Genomic DNA, 18,759 nt, shown 5'->3' with positions numbered 1-18,759 from the left:
AAAATAAATAGTAGAAATCATGGATAAACAATCTGGATATACCTGGAAATTAGGAATGTTTGTAGCAATTGGATTGTTACTTTTTATAATGGCCATTTATTTTATAGGGAAACAAAAAAACCTCTTTGGTTCCACCTTTCACATCAGCTCCCGATTTAAAACTGTGAGCGGTTTGGAAGTGGGCAACAATGTACGATTTTCGGGAATTAACATTGGTACGGTCGAAGAAATCAGGCTGATTAATGACTCTTCTGTTGTGGTTGTAATGGTGATTAAAGACGATGTTAGAAAATTCATCAAAACAGACGCTCGTGCCAGCATTGGTTCTGACGGATTGATGGGTGACAAGGTTCTCACTATTTCTCCCGGCATAAAATCACAAAAAATAATCGAAAACAACGGTGCAATTGCTTCGATTGACGGAATAGAAATGCAGGACATCATGAAAAGTGTCAAAAAAAGTGTTGATAATGTAGGCATTATTTCTGATGAACTTGCCACTTTTAGTCATAGTATGAACAACGGAAACGGAGCCCTGGCAAGATTAGTCCGCGATGATAAAATGGCCAATAGTGTTTCGAATACCCTTTCAAATCTGGAAAGCGGTACCAAAGGTTTTAGTGATAATATGGAAGCTGCCAAAAATAACTTTCTGTTGAGAGGGTACTTTAGAAAAAAAGAGAAAGAAAAGGAAAAACAGAAAGAGGAAGCTAAAGAGAAAAAAGAAGAACAACAGGAAAAAATCAATAAAGAAAAAGAGGAAAAAGCCAAAGAAGAGAAACAAAAACAGGAGAAACAAAAAGAAGAAGACGCTAAAAAGACACCTTCCGGAAAAGAAAAATCATAGATAAAACTCCAATGAAAACGAAAAAACAAAATAAAAGCAGTGCCTTTGAAAAATTTGCTACCTATGTTTCTAAAGCTTCAGGAAGTACTCCTGCCTTTATAGGTGCTTTTTTAATTGTAGTAGTCTGGGCAATTTCAGGACCTTTTTTTGATTATTCCGAGACCTGGCAATTGGTCATTAATACCGGAACGACCATTATTACTTTTTTGATGGTTTTTTTAATTCAGAAAGCACAAAATAAAGATTCGCTGGCCATTCAGCTGAAACTAAACGAGCTAGTCGCTTCCAACGAATATTCAAGCAACAGTCTGGTAGATATTGAAAGTATGACCGAAGAGGAAATGATTATTGTTCAAAAATATTATCAACATCTTAGCGAACTCTCCAAAAAAGATGAAAGCATCAGAATCTCGCATTCCATTGCAGAAGCGCACGAACAACACCAGCGCAAAGGCAAAACCAGAACAAAAACCCGTACATCAAATAGTGCTAAAAAATGAAACTACGATCGACCGAAACTTTCTGGCTTCTAAGGAATGCCATGAAAAAAAGCTATCCTTCAATTGATTCCGATAAAAACACAACCATTTTGATAATTGGCGGCGGAATAACAGGTGCTTTGATCGCTTACAAGTTAATTACTGAAGGCAAAAAAATAATATTGGTCGACCGTCGTGATATTTGCAACGGAAGCACCGCTGCGAGTACCGCTTTATTACAATATGAAATTGACATTTCATTACACGAACTGATCAAAATGAGAGGATTAAACTGTGCCCTTGACAGTTACAGGAACGGTAAAAAAGCAATTTTTGATCTCCGCAACATCATCGATACTATAAAAAGCGATTGTCAGTTCGAATTCAAAAAAAGTATTTATTTCTGTTCTTTAAAAAAAGATCTCCAATTCCTGAAAGACGAATTTAAAATCCGAAAGGAAAATGGCTTTGACGTGAACTGGCTGGAAAAATGGGATCTTGAAAAATTGGGGCTCAATGCTCTGGCGGCAATCGAATCAAAAACTGCAGCAGTTATGGATCCTTTTAAGTTAGCCAATGATTTACTAATTTATTGTCAAAAAAAAGGAATGGAAATTCTGGATCGAACCAACATTACCTCTATTCAAAATCAAAAAGATAAACTAATTGCCGTTACTGAAAATAAATGTAGTATTACCGCAGATCACATTATACATTGCAGCGGTTACGAAAGTACCGAAACGCTAAAAGAAAAGGTTGTAGATTTGAAAAGCACCTATGTCATTGCTTCTGAAAGTCTCCCTACACTTCCTGTGGCTTTCAGAAATGCAATTTTTTGGAATACCTCCTCTCCTTATCTCTATTTTAGAGCTACTTCAGACAATCGCATCATTATCGGGGGTGGAGATGTAGCCTTTAAAGATCCTGTAAAACGCGACAAATTATTACCCAAAAAAGAGCAATTCTTATTGAAGAAGTTCCAACGAAAATTTCCGGATATTGATTTCAAAATTGATTATTCCTGGGCCGGAACTTTTGGAGAAACAAAAGATGGCCTTCCCTATTTTGGAAAACCTAATCCCAATAAAAACGAACATTATGTCCTGGGTTTTGGTGGAAACGGAATTACTTTTAGTGTCATAGGCATGAACTCAATTTTGGACTCTCTTAATAATAAAAAAAATCCGGATTTAGAATATTACAAGTTTGGAAGATAACTTTTTTAGAGGTGCAGAGAAGCAAAGTTGCAAAGTTTTTTGTTGCATTCTGAAAGCTGGTTATTGAAGTTGAACTGCAAATAAAGCAAACGTTATTTTCTTCTCAAAATTTTAATGAAACTCTTTAAAAGTAACTTTTAAAATCTTTACCTTACTGCTTTACAAAAACGGTACTTCATGAAAAGTTTTTCTTTCCCGCCCATATCCAACAAAGATGCTGTTATTCTGATTTTGGGCACCATGCCCGGAGCCAAATCATTGGAAATGAATCAATATTACGGTCACAGTCAGAATAATTTCTGGAAGTTTATGTTTGTTATTTTGAAAGAGGATCTCTCTACTGATTATGAAACCCGAAAAGCTTTGCTCCAAAAAAACAACATTGCGGTGTGGGATGTGTTACAGCATTGTGACAGAATAGGGAGTTTGGACAGTGCTATTAAAAATGAAATCCCTAACGATTTTGAAACCTTTTTAGAACAACATCCCAATATCACAACCATTCTTTTTAACGGACAAAAAGCAGCAGCATTCTTTAAAAAATATGTCCAGCTGAAGAAAAACTATCACTTGATCACACTACCCTCGACAAGTCCGGCAAATGCAGGTAAAAGTTATGAATCTAAACTTCAGGAGTGGAAAATTTCTGTTGATCCACATCATAATAATGCATCGACACCTCACACAGATTAATTTTTTTTAATACATTTAAGTTGTAAAAAACATTGATTGCGTTATTTTTTCTTTGAATAAGCTATTCTCTTCCGGAGTAGCCTTGTTACTTAATCAGAAACCAAAACGATATCATTATGAAAATTCAAACTTACTACAATCATGTTCGGTTTTATACCCCGCATCATTTTGTTTATTATCCGGTTTTAGCACTATTCTTAGGCTCCAGTATTTACTTCGCCTGTACGACCGAAAATACACTTATTTGGTCCTTTATAAGTGTTTGTTTTCTATTGCTGTTTTTTCTTGCCTATATGCTGCGCCAACATTACGCCCTGACGCTTCAGAACCGAATCGTGAGGCTGGAACTTCGTTATCGCTATTTGAGCCTTACAGGAAAAAGGCTTGAAGAATTCGAGTACAAACTAACCGACGATCAGATTTTTGCTTTGAGATTTGCTCCTGACAACGAAATCCTGCCGCTTTTGGAAGATGCTCTTAAAAATAACCTCACCGGAGATGCTATAAAAAAAGCCATCGTGCACTGGAGAGCAGATTACAACAGGGTGTAAAAACAATGGAAAGGATAAACTTTCCCTAACTTCTATTTCTGCGATTAAACCAAACATACACTAAAAAAAGAATCAGCCAAACGGTTACAATCACGCCAAAATACATCCCAATAATTGACGGATGTAAATAGTTGGGTTCGTAAAAAAGCTTATCAAAAGTGGTAAATTTCTCCATTAGTGCTTTTCGGTCAAAGCTGTTTCGAATTGTATTGAGTACTTCATCGCGATGTTCTCTAAAATAAAATGCATCTGCGGCCAGTTCTTTAGGAACAATATTACTCTCGATTTTATATTTCTTTAAAAGAGTATCCAGCTTCTGAAAATTCAACTGCAACGAGTCTTTTCTGTATTTGTACAGCAGTTTATATCGCTGTACTGCGGCATCGTACTGTTGTTTTTCTGTTGCAATTCCTTCTACAGCCTTAAACAATGATTTATTTTCGAGAAAAATACAAATGCTATCGTCGTATTGAGGCTGTACCTCGACACCTCTGAATAGGATTTCTGTACTGTCTTTAATCACTTTTTTGGTTATAATTCTCTTCGAAAGTTCCTTTTGATCTAAACCAATTTCGTCCAAAACCTTACCAGTTACGGTCGAGACTTTATCTAAATCGGTTGTGAGCACTTTCAAAGTATCTATACTGTAATACGTACTCTCGGTGTTGTAATAACCATTTGATATTAAAACGCTATCCACTACCTCCGTGACAGGATAGGGTTTTGGATATAAGATATTAACCGGATTAAACAATTTTTCAGAACTGTAAGAAGTATAATTGTATAAAAACGGATTTAAAACATTCAGTAAAGTTTTATCTCTATTGAAATCAACTTCCGGAAGTTCGCTCCTTAATTTGGCATTCAATCCAAAACTATAACTGATAAAAAAGGAAAAACTCAGAAAACAAATCAGCAGTAATACCAAACCGGTTTTAAGCAGATTGGTCAAAGAATAAGGATATCGGGAATGATTTCTAATCAGAAATATCAGAAAGAAAAATAAAAACAAACCGCTGATGAAAAAATGGGAAATGGAAACATCATCATAAAATTTAAACCTGTAAAATTCAAAATAGGAATTGATATTGGCAATACCTTTAAAGGTAAAAAACCATATAAAAAATACCCTAAATGAATGAACAGCAGTACTAAAAAAGACTTTACAAAGAATTGCTTTAATTTTTTTTCCATTTTTTATTTTGAGAATTTACTCTCAAATATAGCCAATCTGATTTAGAAATGAAATTTTCAAACCCTCTTGAAGAAAATTCTCTAAATCAGAATTAGTCCTTTTTTCAAATTCCAATACAAATGAAACTGAGACAAATCCAATACAAAAAACAACATACACAACTGATAGTCAAACACATTAACTCAAAGTCAAATTAAATAAAAAAGAATTGGGCGATTATTCTTCGTTAAGTTTAAAAGCTAAAAAATTATCAGTAAAATGATAAATACTTGAGTTTTTTCGCCACGAATGCTCGAATTATTTGAAATACAAATTCGTGCATTCGTGGCGATTCTTTATACTATTCAGAAACTTCCAATTGCAGTACAACTTCCTGATAATGTTTGCTAAGTGAGAATAATTGCTCGGCAAAAATCATAATAGCAAGCGGAATGAAGAAAAAGGAAAGCAAATTTTCTTCGTATAAAAAATAAGTGGTTACCATAAAAATTCTCAGGTATTCCAGATAATAAATCCATCTTCTTTGTTCTAATAATGCCCCACAATTTACTAATGTTACCAGAATAAGTAACAGTACAAAAATTTTGTCCGAGACATTTAGTCCTTCAAAACAATACGTAAAAACCGTTAAAAGTATCGTGGAAACTCCAAGCTGGATATAGAGATAATTCTTAAATCGAAGCCTTTGATGCGGATTCGCTTTGTCCTGTAGAAAACGTTTCTCTAAGGTTGGCCGAATATCCTGATCCATATGGGCAGGACTGCCAAATACCGCTTTCCATTTTGCTTTAAATCCTGTCGAGCGCTTCCACAGCTCATAAATCTCAAAATAGTAATGAAAATGCTGCCACAAGAAACTATAACTTTTGAGCGGATGTGTTAAACCGTATTTTGGTTTTTCTTCTTCTTCCTGAAAAGTTCCGAAAAGACGATCCCAAAAGGTAAACATATCTCCATAATTTTTATCAAGATATTTTTCATCAGATGCGTGATGTACGCCATGTACAGAAGGCGTAACAAAAACATACTCCAGCCATTTTATTCTGCCAACAAGCTGTGTATGCGTAAAAAAAGAATAAGCTCCGTGCACAATCAGCATGGTAATAACCATAGAGGGGTGAAAACCAATAAGCGGCAGTACACACCAAAATCCTGTTCTAATAACGGCCTGAAAAGTTGTAATTCTGGCGGCTGCGGTAAAATTAAATTCTTCGCTATGATGATGTACGATGTGTGCTGCCCAGAAAAAATTGACTTCATGCCCCAATCGGTGGTACCAATACCAGACAAAATCGGTGGCTAGAATTAAGGCAATCCACACAAAAACATTATTCGAAATATCAAAAAATCGATAATTATTATAAATCAAATAATACAACTGGTAAAAACTGGCCGCCACAAACAAGTTAATCAAACGCTCTGCGATACCAATGCTAATATTTGAAACTGAACTTTCATAATTAAAAATTTCCGGCCTCTTTCGTCGTTGTGCAAGCTTGTATTCTAAAAAGAGAAAGAGAAAAAAAGCAGGCATCGCGAAAGCTAGAAAATTAATATGTTCCATTTTAAAAAATACTTATTTAATTCATAAAAAAACACAAAGCAGTAGTACTTCTATATCCTTATAAAAACAAAGACATTTTCATCAATCAACAAGTTCTTTTCGGCTGAAAATCTTCTTATTAATTGATGAAAAAAATCTTTACTATTTAAAAACCTAATTTTTAATTCTGTTTAAATTTCGGAGTATCCAGCGCCACTTCTTTTACAGATTGAGTATCGGCTACCTTTTTCAACGCGATAATATAAGCTGCAATACGCGGTGTTACATTATATTTAGCCGCAATTCTGAAAACCGTCTCAAATCCTTTTTCTAAGATGTCTTCTAAGCGTGTATTAATCTGATGAATTCTCCAGGACTCCAGAAGCGAATTCTGAAGCCATTCAAAATACGAAACTGTAACTCCACCCGCATTGGCCAGAATATCCGGAACCACTAAAACATTGTTATCGTGTAGTATTTTATCCGCATCGGAAGAAATCGGTCCGTTGGCACCTTCCACAATAATTTTAGCACGAATATCATTAGCGTTCTTTTGTGTAATCACATCTTCTGTGGCAGCAGGAATCAGTACATCCACTTCTAACAGCAATAAATCCTCATGTTTAATAGCAACGGAATTCGGATATCCTTTAATACTTTTATTGTTCAAATTGTAGTACAAAATCAATTCCGGAATATTAAGTCCTTCAGGATTGTAAAACGCTTCAGAAACATCACTAACCGCTACTACTTTAAGTCCTTTTTCAAATAAAAATAAAGCCGAATGCAATCCAACATTTCCAAAACCCTGAATGGCTACTGTAGATTTTGCAGGTCTAAGTTTTAATTTTTCAAGGGCCAATAAAGTGATGATACTAACCCCTCTTCCTGTTGCTTCTACCCTGCCTAATGAACCGCCGGAATGCAAATGTTTTCCGGTTACTACCGCATGAATTGTTTTGCCATGAAGTATAGAAAATTCATCCATTAACCATCCCATCTCATCGGGACCCGTTCCCATGTCGGGAGCCGGAACATCTTTTTCAGGTCCGAAAATATCGATTAAAGCTTTGGTATAAGCTCTTGTAATTTTCTCTAATTCATTCTTAGAAAGTGTCGTGGGATCACAAATAATTCCGCCTTTTGCTCCTCCAAACGGAATCCCGGTCACAGCTGATTTCCAGGTCATCCAGGCAGCCAGCGCTTTTACTTCGTCAAGGTTCACTCCCTTATCATATCGGATTCCGCCTTTTGACGGCCCTAAAGCAGTATTGTGTATAATTCGGTAACCTTCAAAGTTCTTTTCAGAACCGTTATCCAGGGTAATCGAAAAATTAACGACAATTTGCTTTTCCGGACGCTGGAGTTTTTGCCTGATCGATTCGTCTAATCTAAGAATGTCGGCGGCAATGTTAAAACGATCAATCATGGATTGAAAGGGGTTCTGTTTTATTAATTCTGCACTCATATTATATCGTTTAATTGGGGTTATTATTTTTATCTTTTGCAAAAGTCTTTTCTAAGGTTTATGGATACTTGCTCTAACATGGGATTTTCCTAAAACAGCGTCGCATCATAACACTGGTATTTCTATTGGTTCTCATTTTGTTTCTTTTTTTCCAGTTCTAAAAAAAGCCTTTCATTGGTGCATGAAAGGCTAAAAAAAAAAATAACAAGTAAATTTCTCTATCAACGCCATTTCATCACATAGTCCTGCATGCGACACATCGTGAAGCCACATAAAGATGAGATGATATTTTGACTATAGTTCTTCATTGTTATTGCAAATCTATAAAATATATTTTATAAATTCTATAGAATTAGTAGAGTTTATTTTTGAAAAATGAAAAAATTAACAAATAACACCTGTTAATCAACACAATACATTCTGTAAAATTTTATTTAAACTGAGAAACAACAATAAAAATGATCGCTATTAAAGCTAAAAAGATACCAATAAAGTTAATTTTAGATAATTTTTCTTTGAAAAAAAGCAAACCAACAAAACTTCCTAAAACAATAACTCCCATGTTCATTCCTGCAAAAACTGTCGATGGGTTTTCAGCAAATGCTTTATGTGCCTTTAAATAGAACAGGATATTTCCGAAATTGAAGATCCCCACCAGGGCACCAAAAAGAATATTTTTGGAGTCCAATTTCCCCTTTTTTATGCCAATTTCATAAATCGAAATTAAAAACGCTACTGCTAAGGCGATACAGAACACCACAAACAAAGAGGTTGGATAAGGCAAAGTAGTATAAAGAGCGATTTGTTTGAAGAGAATATCAATAATGCCAAAACCTACCAGAACCACTGCGGGATAAATCCATTTATTCTCTGTGGTATCCGGTTGCTTTTTTAAGATAAGTAAAAGCGCCAGAAGGCCAATTATTAACCCGATAATTTTATAGGTATTAAATTCTTCTTTAAAGATGAACCAGGCCGCCAGAATTGGGATGAATAACGATAATCGCTGGGCTGCATCTGTTTTCACAATCCCCACATTTTTTATGGAAGCTACCAGAAACAAAAAGACTACCGGCAATAATATCCCAATAGCAATGTAAATATTCCAGGGAGCGTTTGCATCAACTTCCTTTAAATTTGGGCTAAAAGTAAAATAACAAAGTGCTAAAGCAACAATATAATTGAACGCAATAATCTGAGTGGGATGTGTATTGTATTTTCGGGTTATTTTAAAGATCACACCAACAATTACACTGCACAAAATACTGAGGATAAGAAACAACATAGGATTATATTTTGAATGCAAAAATAACGCTTAAACTCCTTTTGTTCTATTTTTTGTTTCTTTTATTCCAGCCTTTTTAATTTCTAACTGTATAATTTTTCCTTTACTATTTTTAATAAATTCTACTGTCGTATTATTATTATCTGAGCGAAAGAACTTTGTTTGAGATTCCGGCAACAATTCGATAGCAGAACCCGCATAATACAATTTGTTCTCTTTCTTTACAATTTTAACATTTTCATACTCCCCTACATATTGATCGTAAGCCTTTGCATCTCCAGCCACCTGAATGTGTTTGTACGGAAGCTCTGCCTCTTTCCCAAAACATATTCCTGCAAGGCCATAAGCAATATAATACGATTTTGACTGGTTGTTGGATAAGACGGTAATAAAAACTTTATCGGCAGTAAATTTGTTAAAGGATGTCATTGCCCCAAAGAAACCACCATCATGCGCAATTAATTGATGGCCCTGATTGTAAACAGGATTGATTATTACGCCAAAACCAAACTTCTGTTCATTATACGATGTAAACATCTTTTTCTTAGATTCCTCTGATAGTAAGGTCTGACCATCGAAAAGTGCTTTATTCCACAAATTTAAATCTTCAACAGTTGAATATATACCATCGTGACCACGATTAAAATTCCAATTGATGTATGGATTTTTAGTTAATTTATTATCATTGAAATAATACAACTGAGTCATTTTATCCACTACGGCATCACTAGCAGAAACTCCGGAATTGTACATTTTAGCTTTATCGAATAGATTTTGCCTTAAATACTCTTCATAAGATTGTCCCGATACTTTCTCAACAATGCGCGCTAATAAATAATATCCAATGTTACTATAGGCTGTGCTGGTTCCCGGCTCAAACAGCAAAGGCTTTTTGGCCAGATACGCACAAACAGAATCTTTATTGAGATCTGTTCTTACCAAATACAGTTCGTCAAAATCCATTTGAAAACCTGAATTATGACTTAACATCATTTTTAAAGTGATGGCATCACCTTTAGGGAAACCAACAAAGTACTTACTCAATTGATCCTCCAATGATAACTTTTTATGCTCCGCTAACTGCAAAATCGCAACAGCCGTAAATTGCTTTGAAACTGAAGCCAGGCTAAATTTTGAATCGACTACATTTTTTACTTTCCATTCATAATTCGCAAAGCCATAAGCTTTTTTTAGAAGTATCGAATCATTTTTAGAAACCAATACTGTGCCGCTAAAATCATTAACTGCAAATTGTGCATCCATGTATTTTTCTAATTGTATACTAAGTTCTTTTTGTGAATATCCAAACGTAAATACCAACAATACGATTAGTGTTAATCCTGATTTCATGCTAATTATTTTTACAGTTAATGATTATTTTATGGAGCGTTTTATCCAGTAACGCTATTTCTTCCAGAGACAAGCCCTCCAATGCCGTTTGCCTGTTAATCTCAATAACGGGTTGTATATCGTCAAGTGTTTTTTTTCCCTTTTTAGTGATTTCCAGATTAAATTTTCTTCGATCCACAGGGTGAATTGTGCGGGTTATATATTCTTTTTTCACCATTAATTCAATCATTCTCGTAATGGAAGCACTGTCTTTAAATACAAGATTAGCCAATTTATTTTGAGAAATGTCCGGATTGTTGTTTAGTATAATTAAGACCAGACATTGATCTACAGTAATATCTTTTACGACCTTGGTAATGTTTTTTTGTGCTAGTCTTCGATATTCTTTTATTGCTTTCTCTAATGAGTACAGAGCTGTTCCGGTTGGATTTTCGAGTTGCATATTTTTTTTATTTGATACAAATATAATTGATATATCAATATCTTTTAAAAAAATTTCAAACCCGACAGATTTTTAAAACCTGTCGGGTATAGTGATAAACAATTTTAGTCGCTTTTAAGCCAGCCTGTAATACTCATTCTGGTGTTTTGGGTAACCAGAACTTCATGCACCAATTCATTACTTTTGAAAAAAATAGTTTTTCCCTGCGTAGGTGCAATTTTTTGATTGTTATTTTCCTGATGGATCATTAATTCTCCGCCATCGCTTTCTTTCCAATTGCTGTTAAGATAACTGATCATGGAATATTTTCGACTGGAATTGTTTTTAAACTGATCTAAATGCTTCAGATAAAAATCGCCGCTTTCATATAAAGAATAGTGAAATTCATAACTTGTAATTCCGGCATAACAACTTTCATTCAAATAGACTATAAAAGCATCTATCTTATCAAAAAACTCATTTTCAAAAACATTGTTGTGTTTTTTATCCAGCCAATAAATAGAGTCACTGCGTACAGCTCCATCGTAAGACAGCTTTTCTGAGTTTCCGATTCCTGCAGCCAGCAACAAACTTTTACGATTTAAATCTATTAGATTTTGCCTTAAATGATTGGCCAGTTCAGGACTTAAAAAATGCTCCGATATCCCAACCTTATTTTCTATATAACTCGCAATCAAATCTTCGAAACTATCTTCCATCTTTATTTTGGGAAACTGCAAATACAGCCAACGGAGCAAGGTAGATGAAATAAAACTGGTAATGGGCTTTTTACAAAATAATAAACCCGACTGGTTTTAAAAACCTGTCGGGTTTAGTTAGAAAAAAATAGATTATAAACTACAATTTGCTGATATAACTTCCGTACATATCTTTAAACTGATGTCCTTGAGCAAAACGGTCTTTGCTCAGTTTTTTGTATTCGACCAATCCCCACAGAATAAATTCTTTCATAAAATACTGATCTTTTTTATCCAGTTGAGGCAAATATTTTTTCAACAAAACATCTAGCGGAGTTACTTCGTCTAAAATCTTCTGATACTCTAAATCAGAAGCATCGTCTAACAATTCGAAACCGCTTTCGGCAAAAAACCATTCGATCACATCTGAATAAGGTGTTTTTTCTCCCGGTTTTTCAAGTTTCTCTATTCGCGGTAATAATGTTGGAAATAAAGTTCTGATTGCTAAACCAATTAAGTTTTGTGCTACGACAGCAGCTCCCTCCTGCTCTCCTTCGTAAACCAGTTCTACTTTTCCGGTGATAGCAGGAATAATACCCACAAAATCAGACAAACGCAAAGTGGTTTTATCTACTCCGGCTTTTAAGGCACGACGTTCTGCTGTACTCATTAAATTCTCGAAAGCGGTGATACTCATTCTCGCACTTACACCACTTTTATTATCGATATATTCGCTTTCACGCGCTTCAAAACTAATCTGTTCTAAAATATCTCTGGCCAGAGCCGGCACATAAACTAATTTGTGCTGTGTTTCATCCAGTTTGGCTTCCTGCTCTGTGATAGCTCTTGCAATGGCAACACTTTCAGGATAATGTGTGAGAATTTGCGAACCGATTCTATCTTTTAAAGGCGTTACGATACTTCCTCTATTGGTATAATCTTCCGGATTGGCTGTAAAAATAAATTGCATATCCAAAGGCATTCTCAATTTAAATCCTCTAATCTGAATATCCCCTTCCTGCAAAATATTGAATAAAGCGACTTGAATTCTGGCTTGTAAATCCGGCAATTCATTAATTACAAAAATACAGCGGTTGGCTCTCGGAATCATTCCGAAATGAATGACACGATCATCGGCATAAGAAAGCTTTAAATTTGCTGCTTTTATAGGATCGACATCACCAATTAAATCGGCAACAGTAACATCGGGTGTGGCTAATTTTTCAAAAAAACGCTCACTGCGATGCAGCCATGAAATTGGCGTATCTTCACCTTTCTCCGCAATCAAATCTTTGGCAAAACGTGAAATAGGATGTAACGGATCGTCATTAATTTCCGAGCCCGCAACAAACGGAATGTACTCGTCTAACAATTCAACCATCTTACGTGCCAAACGTGTTTTTGCCTGACCGCGAAGTCCTAATAAGTTAATATTATGACGAGAAAGAATGGCACGCTCCAATTCCGGAATTACCGTATTTTCGAAACCATGAACACCTTCAAAAACAGGCTTTCCTGACTTTATTTTCTCACGAAGATTATTGCGTAATTCGTCTTTAATACTGATACTTTTGTAACCAACAGCTTTTAACTGTCCTAATGTTTTTATATTCTTTATTTCCATTTTTACTGATTGAAAAATTTCTAATTTGCTTTTTTTAAACTTTTAATGACCTCTTCCTTCGACTTCGTTCAACGAGACCACCGAGACCGAGACTGAGACTGAGACTGAGACTGAGACTGTCACTGCACTTATGCTTCGACTTCGCTCAGCAGGACACCGTCACTGAGACTGAGACCTAGACCAAGACAGAGACTGAAACCAAGCTTAAACACTACCTCACCCTCTTCTTCCTATTCGTTTCATAATCTTCAAAAATCATCTCTCCCAGTCCTTTTAATCCGGTGTAAAATGCTTTTCCCTGATTCGCTTCGGTAAAATGGTTGACAAAACGCTGTAAATACGGATCGTTTGCAATCATGAATGTCGTGATCGGAATGTGTAATTTTCTGGCTTGCTGTGCCTGTGTATAACATTTATCAACGATGTACTCGTCGAGTCCGTTACTATTCATATAATAGGAACCGTCACGCTCACGTACGCAGCTGGGTTTTCCATCGGTAATCATAAAAATCTGCTTGTTGGTATTTCGTTTTCTTCTTAAAATATCCATGGCCAATTGAAGTCCTGCAACGGTATTGGTATGATAAGGGCCTACTTGCAGATAGGGTAAGTCTTTAATAGGGATGATCCAGGCATCATTTCCGAAAACCAAAATATCGAGTGTGTCTTTGGGATAACGAGTTGTGATTAATTCGGCCAAAGCCATGGCTACTTTTTTTGCAGGTGTGATTCGGTCTTCGCCATAGAGAATCATACTGTGACTGATGTCAATCATCAAAACGGTGCTCATTTGCGCTTTGTATTGAGTTTCTTCTACCACCAAATCATTTTCGGTTAGCATGAAACTTTCAACACCATTATTAATCTGGGCATTTCGCAGACTTTCTGTCAATGAAATTCGTTCTAAACCATCTCCAAAATTAAACTCACGAAATTCCCCCGTATGTTCGTCACCATTTCCGGCATGTTTGGTTTTATGGTTACCACTTCCGGAACGTTTTAAATTACCAAAAATTTGATCCAGGGCCTGTTGTCTGATAGCGCGTTCTGTCTTGGCAGTAATACCAAAACCACCGCTTCCGTCAGGTTTAACTTCGTCTTTTATGTAACCTTTCTTTTTTAAATCTTCGATAAAATCATCGATAGTGTAGTTCTCGTCTGTTAGTTTGTATTCTATGTCTAACTCCCTTAACCAGCTGATTGCTTCGTCAAAATCACCCGAAGTATGGGTGATCAGCTCTTTAAAAATACCAAAAAGCTTTTCAAACGGAGACTGAAACGGAGCTTCGTACGACTTAAAATAAAAACCTTTTTTAAATTCGTTTTTCATAATTTTAAAATTACGCTATTTTAGAATTATGAAAAACGAAACGTTTATTAATTTTTAGTTAAAATATCCAACCAAAACTAACAACTAACAGTGTTAGGCCTGACAATTATTCAAACTTTCCGTCAACATAAAACCACTCCTTATTTTCGAATTTAAAAGTCGAAAACTCATAATGCACTTGTGGTTTGTTGTTTGAATCTAAAAAATAGGCTTTGAATTCGACGGTATTTTCAGTAAAACTCAAAATTTCGAGTCTCTGCCATTTATTAGCTGTTGCCCATTTTAAAATTTCGGTCTTCGAATAATATTTTCTTTCCGAAATATAAGTGGTTTCTAATAGATAATCTGCCTTGTGACAGGCATAAGCCGAATATCTGGAACGCATTAGAGCTAATGCCGTTGGTGCTTTTTGATTGTTTTCAAGGTACTGACCACAGCAATTTTCGAACAATAATCCAGTATCACAAAAGCACTTCTTACTCTCCATCAACCTGCTCTTCTCCATTAATTTTTACATGCAACTGATTCAATAAAACCTGATACCTGCTAATTTCTCTTAAATCTTCATCTTCTTCAGCATGATCCAGCATATCGTCTAAGGTATCACTTACTTCAAGCAATTTATTATTCGCTTCTCTATTATTCTTTGCCGCAATTAAATCAATAATTTCCTGTACACTTGCTTTTAAATCTTCGTATTTACTCATCTGTATTGTATTATTTTTTTGTTTCAAGTTTCAAGTTTCAGGTTTCAAGTTTTTTTATTGGAACCAAAAACCTGAAACATTTTATTCTCCTTTATTCTCGTTGAACTTTTTAATAATTTCTTTAAGCTTTTCTTTACGTGCAATCTCAGCCTGTTTTACTTTGTTTTGGGCTTTATGCAATTTGTCATTATGCTTTTTGATGTTCCTTTCGTTGTTGCGTCCCATTATATTTCTCTTTTTATTTCGTCTAAAGTTTTCTCGGTATAAATCAACTCATTGATAATTTGCTTTCTCAACTCATCAATATCTTCATAATCAAAATGCTTTGCCCATGAAGTGAGTTGTTGCAGATTGCGAACTTGTTTGATTCGTTTCGTGGTTTCAAAACTGGTTCTTAAAACAGGCTTTCCATCAAAATTTGGGTTCTTCTTATGCTGATAGGTTACCAGATTCTGATCGAAGTCAGCTTCGATATAGTACAGTTTTTCTTCAGCGTTATCCGGATAAAATTCGTTCCAGGCCGCAAAACCTATTTTAGTTTTCGAAGCAGTTTCGGGTACCATTGCTACCAAACGCCATTTGCTGTTGGCCAGTCTTCCCCAATGATTTGACACCCGATACATTCCGGCTTCCGTATAATAATAAGCGCTTCCGGCTTTGCTCTCAAACTGTTTCTTTAAGCCTTCAATTTTATCTGAAAGCACTTCATGAAAAACACAAAAGGTATTTTTAAAGGAATTAGGATGTGGTTTGAAGTTTTTTTGCATGTGCAAATATACTGAGATTGTCAAGAACTCCCTAAAACAAACATAATAATGATTAACTTTGCAGCTTCAATTTTAAAACAAAAAAATTATGTCTAAAGATCCACAAGGGAAAATGCTGCAAAAAGGAATTTATACGGGCATCATAGAAAAAGATGAAAACAACAACTATTTTTGTGGTGAGTACCTTTTAGACTATAAAATCGCACATACTAATTTTAATATAGGAGATTGGATCACGATTAAATCTATTATCGAAAACCCAAGCGATATCAGCTATGATAAGTATCCAAAAAAATCTAAAAACTTCGATAAGGCTAATAATAAACCGGAGAACAAGTAATTACAGATTAGTTTCAGGTTTCAAGTTTTAGGTTTCAAGTTTTAGGTTTCAAGTTTCAAGTCACTTTTAACGCAAAGACCGCAAAAATTTACGCAAAGTTCGCAAAGTTTTTATTTATGAAGCTTTGCGAACTTTGCTTTTGGAGTACATCTTAATTCTAAAAAAACTTGCGTTTTTGCAGTTAAGTACACCCAAAACTTAGACCCTGAGATCATAAACATCAAACAAAAACAAATATTTTTCCGCTCAAAAGTAAAAAGTTAAAAAAAAGTGTACCTTTGCAAAAAATTTGTCGTTTTGAAGTAAAAAACAATCATTTCAAACTAATAGACAAGAAGTTACCTTTTATTTATGAAAAAAATAGTTGAATACCGCAAGTTACTAAATGTAGACAAAACTGCTGAATTAAAAGATTTAAAAACAATCTATCGTAATGCGATGAAAGAATCTCATCCTGATAAATTTCAAGGTGATGATGCTGGTTTAAAAGCTGCAGAAGAAAAAAGTAAAGCTATTATTGAGGCTTATCACTTCTTGGTAAGTATTAATCCTGAAACGATTAAACTTAATTTACCAGAATACACTGAAACGATTTCGACTTGTTCAATTACTGATTATAAATTTGTTGAAGGTCGTTTAATTATCGATTTCTCTAACGGAAGTGTTTACGAATACATTAGTGTTCCTAAAGCAACTTACGTTAAAATGGTAAATGCTGATTCTCCTGGAAGATTTGCAAAAAGACATATTCTTAATTCTTTCACATGGAGAAAGAAAACGAATCAAGAATAGATTTATACCAAAATATCTACAAAAGCACTCTCTCAACGGAGTGCTTTTTTTATGCGCAAAAATTTAAAAAAACGTTATTTATTTTCATTATAACGATATAATTAAGAGTTTTAAATCAAATAAACCTCACAAACCTTCTGATTACATGACAATTAAACCTAAAAAAACAATAACAAAATTTTAGGTTCCAAAATTCTTTATGTTTTATAATTTTAAATACTTTTGTTGCACAAATCAATTAACTAATTAATTTTTTATAATGAAAAAAATACTTTTTTTACTAACTGCTTCTGCAGCGATTATTTCTTGCAGCAAAGTTAAAGACGGAGAATACCTAATTACAGGAACTGCAACCGGTATCGAAAACGGAAAAACAATCATTCTTCAAGGCCAGGATCCAACAACAAAAATGGCTGTATCTCTTGACACAGTAAAAGTTGAAAACGGAAAATTCGAAATTAAAGGAAAAGTAACAGAACCAGCTTTTCATACTTTAATTGTTCAGGGAGCTAATGGTCCAATTCCATTCATCTTAGAAACAGGAGAAATTACTGTTGCAGTTGACAAAGACAGTATCCACAAATCTAAAATTTCAGGTACTTACAACAATGACGAGTATGTAAAATTCAATGAGGATATGACAAAAACTCAAAAAGGTTTAGTTGATTTTCAAAAGAAAAACACTCAAAAAATGCAACAAGCTCAACAAGCTCAAGATACTGCAACGATCAATAGCTTGATGAAACAATACATGACACTTCAAACAGAAGTTCAGGAAAACTCTAAAAAGAAATATTTAGCTTACGCTGAGACTCACCCAAAAGCATTTATCTCTGCTTTAATCATTCAAAGCATGGTTAATGACCCAAGCACTGACATCAAAAAAGCGGAAGGCTTATACAACTCTTTAGACGAGTCTTTAAAAAACTCTACTCCTGGAAAAGAAATCAAAACTAAACTAGGACAATTGAAAAATCCTGCAGTTGGTGCATCAGCAGCTCCTGTTGGAAGCCCTAAATGAAGAGCAGATTTTTCGGCTCCAAATCCACAAGGAAAAGTAGTTTCGCTTAAAGAAAGCTTAGGCAAAGTAACTATCGTTGATTTCTGGGCATCATGGTGTGGTCCATGCAGAAAAGAAAACCCGAATGTGGTAGCTATTTACAAAGAATTACACGCTAAAGGTTTAAATATTATTGGAGTTTCATTAGACAAAGAAGCTGCTGCCTGGAAAGAAGCCATCGCAAAAGACGGACTAACCTGGACACAAGTTTCAAACTTAAAATTTTGGGACGAGCCAATTGCAAAACAATATGGTGTTGAATCTATTCCAGCAACTTTTATTCTTGATGCATCAGGAAAAGTAGTTGCTCAGGATTTAAGAGGTCCGGAATTAAGAGCCAAAATAATAGAGCTTTTAGCCAAATAATATTGCCTTTCAGAATAAAACAAAAA

The 18,759-nt window shown here is 34.8% G+C and carries 21 protein-coding genes and 1 pseudogene; 9 read left to right on the top strand and 13 right to left on the bottom strand.

The genetic code is table 11. From position 1 onward, the window contains the following. Window positions 1-19 precede the first annotated feature (19 nt). From C245_RS0105445 to C245_RS0105425, 5 genes are all read left to right on the top strand, one after another. Window positions 20-847: an MlaD family protein gene (locus C245_RS0105445; RefSeq protein WP_017495568.1), complete on the top strand. Its 828-nt coding sequence runs from the start codon at window positions 20-22 to the stop codon at window positions 845-847. An 11-nt stretch (window positions 848-858) separates the two neighbouring features. Further along, complete coding sequence (locus C245_RS0105440; protein ID WP_017495567.1) at window positions 859-1,347, top strand: low affinity iron permease family protein; 489 nt, start codon at window positions 859-861, stop codon at window positions 1,345-1,347. Continuing rightward, a complete protein-coding gene (locus C245_RS0105435) occupies window positions 1,344-2,543 on the top strand; it encodes an FAD-binding oxidoreductase (RefSeq protein ID WP_026109890.1) in 1,200 nt (399 codons plus the stop codon). Before C245_RS0105440 ends, C245_RS0105435 begins: the two co-directional genes overlap by 4 nt. A 177-nt stretch (window positions 2,544-2,720) precedes the next feature. Beyond that, on the top strand, window positions 2,721-3,236 hold the full coding sequence (locus tag C245_RS0105430; RefSeq protein WP_017495565.1) for a DNA-deoxyinosine glycosylase: 516 nt from the start codon (window positions 2,721-2,723) through the stop codon (window positions 3,234-3,236). A 116-nt stretch (window positions 3,237-3,352) separates the two neighbouring features. After that, complete coding sequence (locus tag C245_RS0105425; RefSeq protein WP_017495564.1) at window positions 3,353-3,787, top strand: DUF6526 family protein; 435 nt, start codon at window positions 3,353-3,355, stop codon at window positions 3,785-3,787. A gap of 25 nt (window positions 3,788-3,812) precedes the next feature. Here C245_RS0105425 and C245_RS22730 read toward each other — a convergent pair whose 3' ends face one another. The 13 genes from C245_RS22730 to C245_RS0105360 form a co-directional block, all read right to left on the bottom strand. Next, complete coding sequence (locus C245_RS22730; RefSeq protein ID WP_232424330.1) at window positions 3,813-4,655, bottom strand: hypothetical protein; 843 nt, start codon at window positions 4,653-4,655, stop codon at window positions 3,813-3,815. Window positions 4,656-5,322: 667 nt separating this feature from the next. After that, window positions 5,323-6,546 (bottom strand): sterol desaturase family protein, encoded by a 1,224-nt coding sequence (locus C245_RS0105415; RefSeq protein WP_017495561.1) that lies wholly within the window; start codon window positions 6,544-6,546, stop codon window positions 5,323-5,325. 160 nt (window positions 6,547-6,706) lie between these two features. Next, window positions 6,707-7,993: a Glu/Leu/Phe/Val dehydrogenase gene (locus C245_RS0105410; RefSeq protein WP_026109889.1), complete on the bottom strand. Its 1,287-nt coding sequence runs from the start codon at window positions 7,991-7,993 to the stop codon at window positions 6,707-6,709. Window positions 7,994-8,423: 430 nt separating this feature from the next. Continuing rightward, window positions 8,424-9,278, bottom strand: a complete 855-nt coding sequence (locus C245_RS0105405) for an EamA family transporter (protein ID WP_017495559.1) — start codon at window positions 9,276-9,278, stop codon at window positions 8,424-8,426. Window positions 9,279-9,308: 30 nt separating this feature from the next. Next, window positions 9,309-10,628: a serine hydrolase gene (locus tag C245_RS0105400; RefSeq protein ID WP_017495558.1), complete on the bottom strand. Its 1,320-nt coding sequence runs from the start codon at window positions 10,626-10,628 to the stop codon at window positions 9,309-9,311. Window position 10,629: 1 nt separating this feature from the next. Then, window positions 10,630-11,070: a MarR family winged helix-turn-helix transcriptional regulator gene (locus tag C245_RS0105395; RefSeq protein WP_017495557.1), complete on the bottom strand. Its 441-nt coding sequence runs from the start codon at window positions 11,068-11,070 to the stop codon at window positions 10,630-10,632. A 104-nt stretch (window positions 11,071-11,174) separates the two neighbouring features. Next, window positions 11,175-11,768, bottom strand: coding sequence for a 2OG-Fe(II) oxygenase family protein (locus C245_RS0105390; RefSeq protein ID WP_017495556.1), 594 nt, complete (start codon window positions 11,766-11,768; stop codon window positions 11,175-11,177). Window positions 11,769-11,907: 139 nt separating this feature from the next. Next, a complete protein-coding gene (locus C245_RS0105385; RefSeq protein WP_017495555.1) occupies window positions 11,908-13,371 on the bottom strand; it encodes an AAA family ATPase in 1,464 nt (487 codons plus the stop codon). A gap of 211 nt (window positions 13,372-13,582) precedes the next feature. Beyond that, complete coding sequence (locus tag C245_RS0105380; protein ID WP_017495554.1) at window positions 13,583-14,701, bottom strand: VWA domain-containing protein; 1,119 nt, start codon at window positions 14,699-14,701, stop codon at window positions 13,583-13,585. A gap of 106 nt (window positions 14,702-14,807) precedes the next feature. Continuing rightward, window positions 14,808-15,206, bottom strand: coding sequence for a YchJ family protein (locus tag C245_RS0105375; protein ID WP_232424329.1), 399 nt, complete (start codon window positions 15,204-15,206; stop codon window positions 14,808-14,810). After that, window positions 15,178-15,408 (bottom strand): hypothetical protein, encoded by a 231-nt coding sequence (locus C245_RS0105370; RefSeq protein WP_017495552.1) that lies wholly within the window; start codon window positions 15,406-15,408, stop codon window positions 15,178-15,180. The genes C245_RS0105375 and C245_RS0105370 overlap by 29 nt, the downstream gene beginning before the upstream one ends. Window positions 15,409-15,489: 81 nt before the next feature. After that, window positions 15,490-15,633, bottom strand: a complete 144-nt coding sequence (locus tag C245_RS24350) for a hypothetical protein (RefSeq protein WP_017495551.1) — start codon at window positions 15,631-15,633, stop codon at window positions 15,490-15,492. Beyond that, complete coding sequence (locus C245_RS0105360) at window positions 15,633-16,175, bottom strand: hypothetical protein (RefSeq protein ID WP_017495550.1); 543 nt, start codon at window positions 16,173-16,175, stop codon at window positions 15,633-15,635. Before C245_RS0105360 ends, C245_RS24350 begins: the two co-directional genes overlap by 1 nt. An 88-nt stretch (window positions 16,176-16,263) precedes the next feature. On the opposite strand from C245_RS0105360, the gene C245_RS0105355 reads away from it, so the two are divergent. From C245_RS0105355 to C245_RS0105340, 4 genes and pseudogenes are all read left to right on the top strand, one after another. Beyond that, on the top strand, window positions 16,264-16,515 hold the full coding sequence (locus C245_RS0105355; protein ID WP_017495549.1) for a hypothetical protein: 252 nt from the start codon (window positions 16,264-16,266) through the stop codon (window positions 16,513-16,515). 351 nt (window positions 16,516-16,866) lie between these two features. Next, complete coding sequence (locus C245_RS0105350; protein ID WP_017495548.1) at window positions 16,867-17,307, top strand: KTSC domain-containing protein; 441 nt, start codon at window positions 16,867-16,869, stop codon at window positions 17,305-17,307. Window positions 17,308-17,566: 259 nt separating this feature from the next. Beyond that, complete coding sequence (locus C245_RS0105345; protein ID WP_017495547.1) at window positions 17,567-18,328, top strand: DUF4369 domain-containing protein; 762 nt, start codon at window positions 17,567-17,569, stop codon at window positions 18,326-18,328. Between the two features lie 18 nt (window positions 18,329-18,346). Further along, window positions 18,347-18,733 (top strand): annotated as a pseudogene (locus C245_RS0105340) (peroxiredoxin family protein); the annotation flags it as partial. Window positions 18,734-18,759: the final 26 nt, after the last annotated feature.

Origin of the sequence: Flavobacterium sp. WG21, from assembly GCF_000335775.1 — a bacterium.
Taxonomy (GTDB): domain Bacteria; phylum Bacteroidota; class Bacteroidia; order Flavobacteriales; family Flavobacteriaceae; genus Flavobacterium; species Flavobacterium tructae.
This window is presented reverse-complemented; position numbering and strand designations above follow the sequence as displayed.

What these genes read in the sequence shown, in the direction of transcription:
- C245_RS0105445 (WP_017495568.1), top strand. Translation starts at nt 20, where the DNA reads ATGGATAAACAATCTGGATATACCTGGAAATTAGGAATGTTTGTAGCA.
- C245_RS0105440 (WP_017495567.1), top strand. Translation starts at nt 859, where the DNA reads ATGAAAACGAAAAAACAAAATAAAAGCAGTGCCTTTGAAAAATTTGCT.
- C245_RS0105435 (WP_026109890.1), top strand. Translation starts at nt 1,344, where the DNA reads ATGAAACTACGATCGACCGAAACTTTCTGGCTTCTAAGGAATGCCATG.
- C245_RS0105430 (WP_017495565.1), top strand. Translation starts at nt 2,721, where the DNA reads ATGAAAAGTTTTTCTTTCCCGCCCATATCCAACAAAGATGCTGTTATT.
- C245_RS0105425 (WP_017495564.1), top strand. Translation starts at nt 3,353, where the DNA reads ATGAAAATTCAAACTTACTACAATCATGTTCGGTTTTATACCCCGCAT.
- C245_RS0105415 (WP_017495561.1), bottom strand. Translation starts at nt 6,546, where the DNA reads ATGGAACATATTAATTTTCTAGCTTTCGCGATGCCTGCTTTTTTTCTC.
- C245_RS0105410 (WP_026109889.1), bottom strand. Translation starts at nt 7,993, where the DNA reads ATGAGTGCAGAATTAATAAAACAGAACCCCTTTCAATCCATGATTGAT.
- C245_RS0105405 (WP_017495559.1), bottom strand. Translation starts at nt 9,278, where the DNA reads ATGTTGTTTCTTATCCTCAGTATTTTGTGCAGTGTAATTGTTGGTGTG.
- C245_RS0105400 (WP_017495558.1), bottom strand. Translation starts at nt 10,628, where the DNA reads ATGAAATCAGGATTAACACTAATCGTATTGTTGGTATTTACGTTTGGA.
- C245_RS0105395 (WP_017495557.1), bottom strand. Translation starts at nt 11,070, where the DNA reads ATGCAACTCGAAAATCCAACCGGAACAGCTCTGTACTCATTAGAGAAA.
- C245_RS0105390 (WP_017495556.1), bottom strand. Translation starts at nt 11,768, where the DNA reads ATGGAAGATAGTTTCGAAGATTTGATTGCGAGTTATATAGAAAATAAG.
- C245_RS0105385 (WP_017495555.1), bottom strand. Translation starts at nt 13,371, where the DNA reads ATGGAAATAAAGAATATAAAAACATTAGGACAGTTAAAAGCTGTTGGT.
- C245_RS0105380 (WP_017495554.1), bottom strand. Translation starts at nt 14,701, where the DNA reads ATGAAAAACGAATTTAAAAAAGGTTTTTATTTTAAGTCGTACGAAGCT.
- C245_RS0105375 (WP_232424329.1), bottom strand. Translation starts at nt 15,206, where the DNA reads ATGGAGAAGAGCAGGTTGATGGAGAGTAAGAAGTGCTTTTGTGATACT.
- C245_RS0105370 (WP_017495552.1), bottom strand. Translation starts at nt 15,408, where the DNA reads ATGAGTAAATACGAAGATTTAAAAGCAAGTGTACAGGAAATTATTGAT.
- C245_RS24350 (WP_017495551.1), bottom strand. Translation starts at nt 15,633, where the DNA reads ATGGGACGCAACAACGAAAGGAACATCAAAAAGCATAATGACAAATTG.
- C245_RS0105360 (WP_017495550.1), bottom strand. Translation starts at nt 16,175, where the DNA reads ATGCAAAAAAACTTCAAACCACATCCTAATTCCTTTAAAAATACCTTT.
- C245_RS0105355 (WP_017495549.1), top strand. Translation starts at nt 16,264, where the DNA reads ATGTCTAAAGATCCACAAGGGAAAATGCTGCAAAAAGGAATTTATACG.
- C245_RS0105350 (WP_017495548.1), top strand. Translation starts at nt 16,867, where the DNA reads ATGAAAAAAATAGTTGAATACCGCAAGTTACTAAATGTAGACAAAACT.
- C245_RS0105345 (WP_017495547.1), top strand. Translation starts at nt 17,567, where the DNA reads ATGAAAAAAATACTTTTTTTACTAACTGCTTCTGCAGCGATTATTTCT.